The organism is Sphingomonas sp. (assembly GCF_013816785.1).
Taxonomy (GTDB): Bacteria; Pseudomonadota; Alphaproteobacteria; order Sphingomonadales; family Sphingomonadaceae; genus Sphingomicrobium.
Genome location: NZ_JACDDV010000010.1, coordinates 37,682 through 48,248, shown reverse-complemented (window position 1 = coordinate 48,248; position 10,567 = coordinate 37,682). Strand labels below are relative to the sequence as shown.

11 protein-coding genes are annotated in these 10,567 nt (G+C 66.0%); 9 read left to right on the top strand and 2 right to left on the bottom strand.

What is annotated here, in order from left to right; translation table 11 throughout:
• The 4 genes from H0W65_RS04025 to H0W65_RS04010 all read left to right on the top strand — a co-directional run.
• The coding region (locus tag H0W65_RS04025; RefSeq protein ID WP_294004152.1) for a hypothetical protein at window positions 1-643 on the top strand (643 nt) is incomplete at its 5' end.
• Between the two features lie 2 nt (window positions 644-645).
• On the top strand, window positions 646-1,704 hold the full coding sequence (locus H0W65_RS04020; protein WP_294004149.1) for a nitronate monooxygenase: 1,059 nt from the start codon (window positions 646-648) through the stop codon (window positions 1,702-1,704).
• Between the two features lie 10 nt (window positions 1,705-1,714).
• Window positions 1,715-2,437 carry a hydroxyacylglutathione hydrolase gene (gene gloB / locus H0W65_RS04015; RefSeq protein WP_294004146.1) on the top strand — a complete coding sequence of 241 codons (723 nt, stop codon included), beginning with the start codon at window positions 1,715-1,717 and terminating at the stop codon, window positions 2,435-2,437.
• Between the two features lie 55 nt (window positions 2,438-2,492).
• Entirely contained in the window at window positions 2,493-2,918 is a 426-nt protein-coding gene (locus H0W65_RS04010) for a hypothetical protein (RefSeq protein ID WP_294004143.1), read from the top strand.
• A gap of 3 nt (window positions 2,919-2,921) precedes the next feature.
• Here the strand turns inward: H0W65_RS04010 and H0W65_RS04005 are convergent, their stop codons facing one another.
• On the bottom strand, window positions 2,922-4,643 hold the full coding sequence (locus H0W65_RS04005; RefSeq protein WP_294004166.1) for a long-chain fatty acid--CoA ligase: 1,722 nt from the start codon (window positions 4,641-4,643) through the stop codon (window positions 2,922-2,924).
• Between the two features lie 137 nt (window positions 4,644-4,780).
• On the opposite strand from H0W65_RS04005, the gene H0W65_RS04000 reads away from it, so the two are divergent.
• Entirely contained in the window at window positions 4,781-6,523 is a 1,743-nt protein-coding gene (locus H0W65_RS04000; protein WP_294004140.1) for a gamma-glutamyltransferase family protein, read from the top strand.
• Here H0W65_RS04000 and H0W65_RS03995 read toward each other — a convergent pair.
• Window positions 6,520-7,551: a quinone-dependent dihydroorotate dehydrogenase gene (locus H0W65_RS03995; RefSeq protein ID WP_294004137.1), complete on the bottom strand. Its 1,032-nt coding sequence runs from the start codon at window positions 7,549-7,551 to the stop codon at window positions 6,520-6,522. The genes H0W65_RS04000 and H0W65_RS03995 overlap by 4 nt on opposite strands.
• A 67-nt stretch (window positions 7,552-7,618) precedes the next feature.
• On the opposite strand from H0W65_RS03995, the gene H0W65_RS03990 reads away from it, so the two are divergent.
• The 4 genes from H0W65_RS03990 to sufC are packed head-to-tail and all read left to right on the top strand — an operon-like array spanning window position 7,619 to window position 10,509.
• Window positions 7,619-8,023 carry an SUF system Fe-S cluster assembly regulator gene (locus tag H0W65_RS03990; RefSeq protein WP_294004134.1) on the top strand — a complete coding sequence of 135 codons (405 nt, stop codon included), beginning with the start codon at window positions 7,619-7,621 and terminating at the stop codon, window positions 8,021-8,023.
• Entirely contained in the window at window positions 8,020-9,507 is a 1,488-nt protein-coding gene (gene sufB / locus H0W65_RS03985) for a Fe-S cluster assembly protein SufB (protein ID WP_294004131.1), read from the top strand. Before H0W65_RS03990 ends, sufB begins: the two co-directional genes overlap by 4 nt.
• Complete coding sequence (locus H0W65_RS03980; protein WP_294004128.1) at window positions 9,504-9,779, top strand: hypothetical protein; 276 nt, start codon at window positions 9,504-9,506, stop codon at window positions 9,777-9,779. Before sufB ends, H0W65_RS03980 begins: the two co-directional genes overlap by 4 nt.
• Window positions 9,766-10,509 (top strand): Fe-S cluster assembly ATPase SufC, encoded by a 744-nt coding sequence (gene sufC, locus H0W65_RS03975; RefSeq protein ID WP_294004125.1) that lies wholly within the window; start codon window positions 9,766-9,768, stop codon window positions 10,507-10,509. Before H0W65_RS03980 ends, sufC begins: the two co-directional genes overlap by 14 nt.
• The last annotated feature ends 58 nt before the right edge of the window (window positions 10,510-10,567 follow it).

Here is a 10,567-nt window from a genome sequence, read left to right as displayed (position 1 = left end):
GTCATGCCGCGCGGTCGAGGCCAATAAGGCCGGCCGCTTCGCCCAATCCGCGGCAGCATTCGAAAGCGCCGCCGAGCTTACCCCGGCGATCGATGCCGCGCGCGACCGCGCGCTCGCTGCCGCCGGCAACATGTGGATTGCCGCGGGTCAGCCGGCCAAGGCGGCAGTCGCGCTCGACAAGGCGCTGGCGGGCAAGGGCCTGCAGGCCGAGCAGCGCGGCCTCGCCCTGCTCGACCGCGCCCGCGCGGCCGAGGCGCAGGGCAATTTGAAGATCGCCCGGGCCAAGGTCGGCGAAGCGGCCACGCTTATCGCCGAAGACCCCTATCTATGGTTCTTCTGGGCTGCGCTGGCGGTGCGCGAGGATGATATCCCGACCGCCAAGATCGCCATCGCCCGGGCGATGCGGCTGGCCCCGGATTCGCCCGAAGTGATGTTCGAGGCCGGCCATATCGCCCAGGCCGCGGGGGAGGACGCCCGGGCCCGCGCTTATTGGACCAAATCCGCGGCCGCCGACCCCAACGGCGCCGCGGGCCGGGCCGCGCGCCGCGCGCTCGCTGTCGCCGGAGTGCCGCTCACCGTCACCAATCAGGTCGCGGCGCGGCCCGACGGCGACGGTGAAGGCCAGGATAGGAACGAGCCATAGGCATGAGCGGCTGGCCGGACCGGTGTTTTCTCGACCTGGTCGGGTCAGAGCAGCCGATCGTTCAGGCGCCGATGGCCAATGGCGGCGGGGTTGAACTGTGCGTCGCGGCGCTGCGCGGCGGCGCGGTCGGTTCGCTTCCCGGCGGAATGGTCGCGCCCGACGAACTGCGAGCGCAGGTGGGCGCCGTGCGCGAGCGCGCCCAAGGCCCGATCAACCTCAACTTCTTCTGCCATCGGCCGCCGCCGGCGGTCGACGATTCGGCGTGGCGCGCCTTGCTCAAGCCTTATTACGAGCAATTCAGTATAGAGTCCGCCGCGCCCGGACCAGCGCGCATGCCGTTCGGCGAGGCGGCTTGCGCGGTCGTCGAAGAGGTTCGACCGGCGTTGGTTAGCTTTCACTTTGGCCTGCCGGAACAGGCTCTGCTCGATCGCGTCAAGGCCGCCGGCACCGTCGTCGTCGCCAGCGCGACGAGCGTCGAGGAAGCGCTCTGGCTCGAACGAGCCGGCGTCGACGCGGTGATCGCCCAAGGTATCGAAGCGGGCGGGCACAGCGGCCGCTTCCTCGGTGCCGACCCGGCCGAAGCGATGACGCTGTTCGCGCTTCTGCCGCAGGTCGTCGACGCGGTTGCGGTCCCGGTGATCGCCGCCGGCGGCATCGGCGATGGTCGCGGCATTGCTGCCGCTTTCCTGCTCGGCGCCAGCGCGGCGCAGATCGGCACGGCCTATCTGCACTGCCCCGAATCCCTTCTCGCGCCCGAGCAGCGGCACATGCTCAAGGAGCGCCCGACGCTCTTCACCAACCTCTACAGCGGCGGTCTTGCCCGGGCGGTCCGCGGGCGCCTGGTCGACGAGCTCGGTGCAGTGCGAAGCGAGGCGCCGTCCTATCCCCTCGCCGGCGCCGCCGCCATGCCCTTGTGGCGCGCCGCGCAGCAGCAGCGCGACTTTGGCTTCATGCCGAGCCTCGCCGGGCAATCGGCGCCTCTCGGGCAGGCGCTGCCGGCGGCCGACCTCACCCGCAAGCTCGCCGAGGATGCACTGGCCCTCCTCGGCCGACCGGCCTAGGAATCGAGCCATGGAAATCGTTGCCGTCCCGGCATTCTCCGACAATTATCTGTGGCTGGTCTACGATCCGGCCAGCGGCGAGACGGCCGTCGTCGATCCCGGCGACGCCGCGCCGGTGCTGGCTGCTGCAGAGGCGCGCGGCTGGCGTATCACGACCATCCTCAACACCCATTGGCACCCCGATCACACCGGCGGCAACCTGGCCGTCAAGGCCGCGACCGGTGCGATCGTCTACGGCCCGGCCGGGGAGGCCGACCGCATTCCTGGCCTCGACCATCCGCTCGGCGATAGCGACCGAGTCAGCCTGGGAGCGCAGGAGGCCGAGGTGATCGCGGTTCCCGGCCATACCCTTGGCCATATCGCCTACTGGTTCGCGGGCGACGGAGTCGCGTTCGTCGGCGACACGATGTTCGCGATGGGCTGCGGCCGGTTGTTCGAAGGGACGCCCGAGCAAATGCACAAGTCTCTGCGCCGCCTCGCCGCGCTGCCGGAGGAAACGGCGCTTTATTGCGCGCACGAATATACGCTGTCGAACGCGCGCTTCGCGGCTCAAGCTTTCCCCGACGACCTGGCGATTGCCGAGCGGCTGACCGTTGTCGAGGAGGCGCGAGCTGCTGGGCGGCCGACCGTTCCGACCGATGTCGCCGCGGAGCGCGCCACCAATCCGTTCCTCCGTGCCCGCGACGTCGACGAATTCGCGAAACTCCGCCTCGCCAAGGATCATTTCCGCTAAGCCCCGGTTCAGGCTAAGGGTGTATTGGGATCATAGGATACAACAGGAGCGTGCCATGACCGTTCGAGCCTCCCCCGCACTCACTATGTTCGTGGCTGGCGCCGCTGTCTTGATGGCGTCCTGCTCGACCGCACCGATCCAGGAGGCGCGTAGCCTCAAGGCCGAGCGCGAGCTGGCCGAGGCACTCACCGGCCGGTCGCAGCGGGCGCCTGTCCGCTGCCTGCCGAGCTATCGCACCAATCAGATGGAAATCGTCGACGACAACACGATCCTCTACCGCGATGGTCGCACCGTCTATGTCCAGCACCCGCGTGGCGGTTGCCCCGGAATCGGCTTCGGCAACTACACGTTGGTGACTCACCATTTCGGCAGCAACGAAAGCTGCGAAGGCGACATCAGCCATGTGGTCGACCTGCGCACCGGCATGGGTGGCGGCAGCTGCGTGTTCGGGCCGTTCATCCCGTTCACTAAGCCATCGTAGCTTTTAGCGCCTGAACAGGGCGTCGAGCCGCTCGCCATAAGCCTTGCCGATGACGTGACGGCGAATCTTCATCGACGGAGTTAGCTGCTCGTTCTCGACCGTGAATGCTTCGTCTGCGACGATGAAGCGCCGAACCTTTTCGATCACGCTGACCTCCGCATTGACCCGGTCGACCGCCTTCGACAACGCCTTCGCCAGCCCGGCCGGGTCGTTTTGGTGCGCCGACACTAACTCGGGATCGGGCACCAGCAGGGCGACAAGATGCGGCTGACGGTCGCCATGGACCATCGCCTGAAGGATTTCGGGCTGCAGCGTGAGCATGCCTTCGACGCGCTGCGGCGACACATTGTCGCCCTTGTCGTTAACGATCAGATCCTTCTTGCGATCGGTGATGACGATCCGGTTGTTCTCGTCGAGATGCCCAACGTCCCCGGTCGCTAGCCAACCATCGGTGAGTACTCGGGCCGACTCTTGGTCATTGTCCCAATAGCCGTGCATCACCTGCTCGCCGCGGACCATGATCTCACCGTCGGCGGCGATGCGCACTTCGGTGTTCTTGAGCGGCGGGCCCACCGTGTCCATGCGGATGCCGGCGCTCGGCCGGTTGCAGCTGATCACCGGCCCGGCCTCGGTCTGGCCATAGCCCTGCAGCATCGGCATTCCCATCGCCTGGAAGAACAGGCCGACATCAGGATTCAAGGGGGCGCCGCCCGACACCATCGCCTTCATCCGCCCGCCAAACCTGCCCCGCACCTTCTTGCGCAAGGTCAGCGAGAGAAGGCCGTCCATCGGCAGATCCCACGGCCGCGACCGACCGTCGACCCGCTTGGTCTCGATCGAGATGGCCCGGCTCATCAGATATTGCGGAAGGCCGCCGTCCTTTCCAATTTGCTTCAGGATCTTGGCGCGCAGCATTTCGAACAGGCGGGGCACTACGACCATGATCGTCGGCCGCACTTCTTCGATGTTGGCGGCGAGCTTTTCGAGGCTTTCCGCGTAATAAATCTGTGCCCCAAGCGCGATCGGGAAATGCTGGCCGCCGCTATGTTCGTACGCGTGAGAGGCGGGCAGGAACGACAAAAACACTTCTTCGTCCCAGCCGAAGTCGTTGGCGATGACGTCGATGCAGCCTTCGACATTGTGGAGGATCATGCCATGGTGCTGCCGGACCCCGCGCGGCGCGCCGCCGGTGCCGCTGGTGTAGATCAGGCAGGCAAGGTCGCTTCGGCCGACCCCGGCCATGCGCTGCTCGAGCGCGCCGATATCCGCCTCGCCCGCGACCAGATCGGACCAAAGATGTAATTGCGCGATGTCTGGCGATTGGCCGGTGATGATCTGATCTATCGAAATGATATGCCGGCAGTTGGAGGCGAACAGCACCGCCGGGATCAACGCCTTGGCCAGTTTCTGGGTCGATACGATCACCGCCGCCGCGCCCGAATTGGCGAGGATATGCTGATGATCGCGCGTCATGTTGGTGGTGTAGGTCGGCACCGTGACGCAGCCCGCGGCCATGATGCCGAGGTCGGCGATCAACCATTCGGGGCGATTCTCGCTGACCAGCATGACCCGGTCGCCGGGTTTGAGCCCGATCCTCTTGAGGCTGTCGGCGAGCGCCGCGACCTGGCGGGCGGCGTCGCCATAGCTGGTTGCCTGCCACTGGCCGTCGCGCCGCGTCCACAGGAACGGCTCCGAGGCTCGTTCACGCGCCCGCGTCAGAAACATGGTCACGAGGTTGGGGAAATGTTCGAGCGTCGTCCGCTCCACGGCTCGTCTTCCCTCTCGCCCAAGCGCCTCTTGGTGGGCGCGTCGGTTCCTATGCGCGATGGACAGGTTTCGGCCAAGTGGCTTATCGACGCCTTATGCGTATCTTTTCCAGTCTCATCCCGCTGCTCGCCGTGCCGCTGGCCGCCTGTGCCCCTGTGCCGACCGCGCCTGTCTCGACGGCCGGTGTCCCGACAGCGTTCGCGCCTCCGGCCACCGCCGAAGACAAGCGTGCCTTCGTCATCGCCGCCAATCCGCTCGCCGGGCAGGCCGGGATCGAGGTACTCGAGCGGGGTGGCAGCGCGGCCGATGCGGCGGTCGCGATTCAGGCGATGCTGTCGCTGGTCGAACCGCAGAGCTCGGGCATCGGCGGCGGCGCGTTCATGACCTATTACGATGCCAAGAGCCGCGCGGTCAGCATCTATGACGGGCGCGAGACGGCCCCCGGCCAAGCTAGCCCGTCGATGTTCGTCGATGCCGCCGGCAAGCCCCTGCCGTTCGACACCGCGGTGTTGAGTGGGCGCGCAACGGGCGTGCCCGGCGCGGTCGCGCTGCTCGCCGAGGCGCAGCGCGAGCATGGCAAGCTCGCCTGGGCGTCCCTGTTCGGCAGCGCCGAACGGACTGCGTCGGACGGCTTCATCGTCAGCCCCCGCCTCGGCCGCCTTATCGCCGGCAACTATGCCGAGAACCACGCGCCTGATGTGGTCGCCTATTTCCGCAACCCCGACGGTAGCCGCATGAAGGCGGGCGACCGGCTTCGGAACGCGCCCTATGCCGGGTTCCTCCGCCGCCTCGCCGCGCAAGGGTCGGCCGCGCTCTACGCAGGGAGCACCGCCGCAAAAATCGTCGCGAGAACCCATAACGCGCCGCTCGCGGGATCGATGACGATTGCGGATCTCGCTGCGTACCGCCCGGTCAAGCGCCAGGCGCTGTGCCGCCCGCATCGCATCTACCTCGTGTGTGGGGCGCCGCCCCCCGCAAGCGGGGTCGGAGAGCTCGAATTGCTCGGCTTGCTCGAGCGGACCGACATCGCCGGTCGCGGCCCGAGCGACCCGCAGGCTTGGTACCTATTCGCCGAGGCGAGCCGCCTGATGTACGCCGACCGCGACCAGTATGTCGGCGACTCGGCGTTCGTCGACGTGCCCGTTGACGGGCTGCTCGACCCCGCTTACCTTGATCAGCGGGCGCGGCAGATCGGCAGCAGCGCCTCGCCGGCCCCCCCACCGGCGGGCACTCCGCGCGGCGCCCGCATGCTGACGCCGGACCGCACGCGCGAACCCACGGGCACCTCCCACTTCATCGTCCGCGACGCCGCCGGCAATGTCGTGTCGATGACGACCACGGTCGAATCGATCTTCGGCACCGGGCGAATGGTCGACGGCTTCTTCCTCAACAATCAGCTCACCGATTTCTCGTTCAGCCCGGTCGACGACCAAGGCCGCCCGATCGCCAACGCCGTCGCGCCGGGCAAGCGGCCGCGCTCGTCAATGACCCCGCTGATCCTGCTCACTCGCGACGGCCAGTTCGCGGGCGCGATCGGCTCGGCGGGCGGGATGTCGATCTTAGCGTTCGTCGGAAAATCGCTGGTCGCGGCAATCGACTGGGGACTGTCGATGCAACAGGCGCTGGCGCTCCCCAACCTCGTCGCGCGTGGGGCGAACCTCCAAGGCGAGGTCTCCAAATTCCCACCCGAGGTTCTCGCCGGATTGAAGGCGCGGGGCATCGACCTCAAGCCCGGCCAAGGCGAGGATTCGGGGGTTCACGCCGTTCTGATCCGCGATGGCCGGATCGATGGCGGGTTCGATCCCCGCCGCGAGGGAGTGGTGCTGTTCGCGCGCTAGGCGGCCGACCCGACTGCTTGGGACAGGCTCGCGAACCCGCTGTCGCGCAGACGCTGCGCAAGCCCCTTCCCTATCCGCTTGGCGAGGCCAGGCCCTTCGTAGACCAAGGCCGAGTAGAGCTGGATTAGGTTCGCCCCGGCGACGATCCGCGCCCACGCGTCGTCGGAGCTCTCGATCCCGCCGACGGCGATAAGCGGCAGTTCGCCGCCCGTTTCGGCGCGGAATGCGCGCAATTGCTCGAGCGCCAACGTCTTCATCGGTCGTCCCGACAGGCCGCCGGCTTCCTCTGTATGGTGCGATAGGAGTAAGGGCCGCGACACGGTCGTGTTGGCGACGATCAGCGCGTCGATGTCATGATCTATCGCCGCCCGGACGATGCGCTGATGATCCCCTGCCTCGAGATCGGGCGCGACCTTGAGGAAGATGGGGATCGCCCCGCTCCGCGCCTCGCGCACCGCCGCCAGCAATTCGTTGAGCTCGCCGCTCGCCTGAAGGTCGCGCAGACCCGGGGTATTAGGCGAGGATATGTTGATTGTGAGATAATCGGCGACGGGGCTCATCGTCCTCAGCCCCGCGGCATAGTCGGCGATGCGGTCAGCGCTATCCTTGTTCGCGCCGATGTTGACGCCGACGAGTCCCCGCCGCTCCCGCTTACCTAGTCTCTCCAACACCGCCGCCTGCCCGCCATTGTTGAACCCCAAGCGGTTGATCACCGCGCGGTCCAGCGCCAACCGGAACAGCCGCGGCTTGGGATTGCCGGTCTGTGGGCGCGGGGTCAGCGTCCCCACTTCGACGAACCCAAACCCCAGCCCAAGCATCGCGTCGGGCACCTCGGCATCCTTGTCGAACCCGGCTGCCAGCCCGACCGGAGAGGGGAAGCGGAGGCCCGCGACCTCGCTCGCCAGTTCGGGCGGGAATTCCGGCAGGGACGATCGCGGCATGACCGACAAGGCCCGAATTGTCAGCCAATGCGCAGCTTCCGAATCGAACGCGAACATCAGCGGGCGGAGGAGCGGATAGAGCGCCATGGATCGCGCCTAGACGGTTGCGGTTTTCCCGCCAAGCGCCTAAATAGGACTGGAAAGCTCCTATTCGATGCGACTCACCCACCTTGCCGACTATGCGGTCGTGATGATGACCGCGGCCGCGCGCCGCGAAGCAGCCTCGCGCCTGTCGGCAACCGAGCTCAGCGACGAGACCGGCGTTCCTCTCCCCACCGCGCAAAAACTGATGCAGCGCCTCGCCGCTGCGGGGCTGCTGGTCGGGACGCGCGGATCCGGGGGCGGCTACGCGCTCGCCCGCCCTGTGAGCGACATCAGCCTGGCCGACATCGTCGAAGCGGTCGAAGGACCGATCGCCATGACCCAGTGCAGCGGCTCCGACGAACCGTCCGACTGCGCGCTCGATGCCCATTGCCGGCTCAAGCCGCACATGGGGGTCGTCGGCGAAAAAGTGCGCGGGGCGCTCGGCGCAGTCAGCTTGCAGGAGCTGGCGTCATGAACGAGCAAGTCGTCACCAACGCCCAGGCGCCAAATGCCCAGTTCAAGGAGGCCATCGCCAAGGACTATGAGTGGGGCTTCAGCTCGGACATCGAGCAGGAGTTCGCGCCCAAAGGATTGAGCGAAGACACCGTCCGCTTCATCTCGGCCAAGAAGAATGAGCCCGAGTGGATGCTCGAGTGGCGCTTGAAGGCGTATCGCGCGTGGCTGACGATGGAAGAGGTCGACTGGGCCAAGCTCGACATTCCGGCAATCGATTATCAGGATAGCTATTATTACGCCGCGCCCAAGGCCAAGCCCAAGCTCGGCAGCCTCGACGAGGTCGATCCCGAAATCCTGCGGGTCTACGAGAAACTCGGCATCCCGATCGAGGAGCAGAAGGTGCTCGCCGGGGTCGAGGGCGCGCGGAAAGTGGCGGTCGACGCGGTGTTCGACAGCGTGTCGGTCGCGACCACCTTCCGCGAGGAATTGTTGCGCGCAGGGGTGATCTTCCTGAGCATTTCCGAGGCGATTCAGCAGTATCCGGAGCTGATCAAAAAATACCTCGGCTCGGTCGTCCCGCAGCGCGACAATGTCTTCGCTTGTTTGAACGCCGCGGTGTTCAGCGACGGCACCTTCGTGCTGGTGCCCGAGGGCGTGCGCTGCCCGATGGAGTTGTCGACCTATTTCCGGATCAACGCCGAAAATACGGGACAATTCGAACGCACGTTGATCGTCGCCGAAAAGGGCAGCTACGTCAGCTATCTCGAAGGCTGCACCGCGCCGATGCGCGACGAAAACCAGCTCCACGCCGCGGTGGTCGAGATTTTCGCGCACGAGGATGCCGAGGTCAAATATTCGACCGTCCAGAACTGGTACCCGGGCGACGCCGAAGGCAAGGGCGGCATCTTCAACTTTGTCACCAAGCGCGCTTTGTGCTCCGGCGCGCGGTCAAAGGTCAGCTGGACTCAGGTCGAAACCGGCAGCGCCATCACCTGGAAATATCCGTCGTGTATTTTGAAGGGCGAGGGCAGCGTCGGCGAATTCTATTCGGTCGCGCTGACCAACAACCGCCAGCAGGCCGACACCGGGACCAAGATGGTCCACATCGGCGCCAACACCCGCTCGACGATCGTCTCGAAGGGGATCAGTGCGGGCCGTTCGAACAACACGTATCGCGGGCTGGTGAAGGTTCTCGCGGGGGCCGAAAACGTCCGCAATTTTACCCAATGCGATTCATTGCTGCTTGGCAGCGAAAGCGGCGCGCACACCGTGCCCTATATCGAAGTCAAGAACCCGACCGCGCAGATCGAGCATGAGGCGACCACCAGCAAGATCAGCGACGACCAACTCTTCTACGCCCAGATGCGCGGCCTCGACCCCGAAAGCGCGGTGGCCCTGATCGTCAACGGCTTCGCCCGCGAGGTGTTAAAACAGCTGCCAATGGAATTCGCGGTCGAGGCGCAGAAGCTGCTGGGGATTAGCCTAGAGGGGAGCGTTGGATGAAACTACCCAATTGGTATAAAATTAGCTGCGGCATCTGGATGATTGCCGCGCCGGCCTTTTGGTGGTTTACCATGGGGTTCAACGGGAAACCTTTGCTCTCACTCCCTGATCCACCGCCAATGCCCGACGATGGACCGCTATGGCTCGTTGGATTGGTGTTGTGGCTTGTCATCATCGGTCTGCTGCTCGCGCCCATTACAATGCTGCCGTGGGCGCTGCTTTCAAGCCGACGGTTCGGTAAGAATGAGCGCCAAACCAATGCTTCGAATTGAAAACCTTCACGCGACCGTCGCCGGCAAGGCGATCCTCAACGGGCTGACGCTGACCGTTCCGACCGGCGAAATCCATGCGATCATGGGGCCGAACGGGGCGGGGAAGTCGACGCTCGCCTATGTGCTTGGCGGGCGGCCGGGGTATGGGGTGACCGAAGGTTCGGTGACCTATGACGGCGGCGACCTGCTCGCGATGGAACCGCACGAGCGCGCCGCCGCGGGGATGTTCCTCGGCTTCCAGTACCCGGTCGAAATCCCCGGCGTGTCCTATTTGCAGTTCCTGCGCGAGAGCTTGAATTCGCAGCGGCGCTCTCGTGGTGAAGCCGACCTCAGCGGCGCCGAGTTCATCCGCCTCGCCAAGGCCCAGGCGGCGACGATGGGGATGGACGCTGAAATGCTCAAGCGCCCGGTCAACGTCGGTTTTTCGGGCGGCGAGAAGAAGCGCGCCGAGATGGTCCAGATGGGCATCATGGCGCCGCGCCTTGCAATCCTCGACGAGACCGACAGCGGGCTCGACATCGACGCATTGAAAGCGGTCGGCGCGGGGATCAACTCGATCATGCGCGCGCCCGACAAGTCGGTGCTGTTGATCACCCATTACCAGCGCCTGCTCGATTATGTGACGCCTGACCGCGTGCACGTCCTTGACCGCGGCAAGATTACGCGGAGCGGCGGGCCCGAACTGGCGCATGAGCTCGAGCGTGAGGGATATGTGGAGGCGGCGGCGTGAGGCGCTTGATCCAACCCCTCGCCCCTCGCGGGAGAGGGCGACTCGGCGAAGCCGAGCG

Bases quoted from the DNA above. Each gene is read 5' to 3' on its own strand.
- H0W65_RS03995 (WP_294004137.1), bottom strand. From the start codon at position 7,551: ATGGCGCTCTATCCGCTCCTCCGCCCGCTGATGTTCGCGTTCGATTCG.
- H0W65_RS04010 (WP_294004143.1), top strand. From the start codon at position 2,493: ATGACCGTTCGAGCCTCCCCCGCACTCACTATGTTCGTGGCTGGCGCC.
- sufB (WP_294004131.1), top strand. From the start codon at position 8,020: ATGAACGAGCAAGTCGTCACCAACGCCCAGGCGCCAAATGCCCAGTTC.
- H0W65_RS03980 (WP_294004128.1), top strand. From the start codon at position 9,504: ATGAAACTACCCAATTGGTATAAAATTAGCTGCGGCATCTGGATGATT.
- H0W65_RS04020 (WP_294004149.1), top strand. From the start codon at position 646: ATGAGCGGCTGGCCGGACCGGTGTTTTCTCGACCTGGTCGGGTCAGAG.
- gloB (WP_294004146.1), top strand. From the start codon at position 1,715: ATGGAAATCGTTGCCGTCCCGGCATTCTCCGACAATTATCTGTGGCTG.
- H0W65_RS03990 (WP_294004134.1), top strand. From the start codon at position 7,619: ATGCGACTCACCCACCTTGCCGACTATGCGGTCGTGATGATGACCGCG.
- sufC (WP_294004125.1), top strand. From the start codon at position 9,766: ATGCTTCGAATTGAAAACCTTCACGCGACCGTCGCCGGCAAGGCGATC.
- H0W65_RS04005 (WP_294004166.1), bottom strand. From the start codon at position 4,643: ATGTTTCTGACGCGGGCGCGTGAACGAGCCTCGGAGCCGTTCCTGTGG.
- H0W65_RS04000 (WP_294004140.1), top strand. From the start codon at position 4,781: ATGCGTATCTTTTCCAGTCTCATCCCGCTGCTCGCCGTGCCGCTGGCC.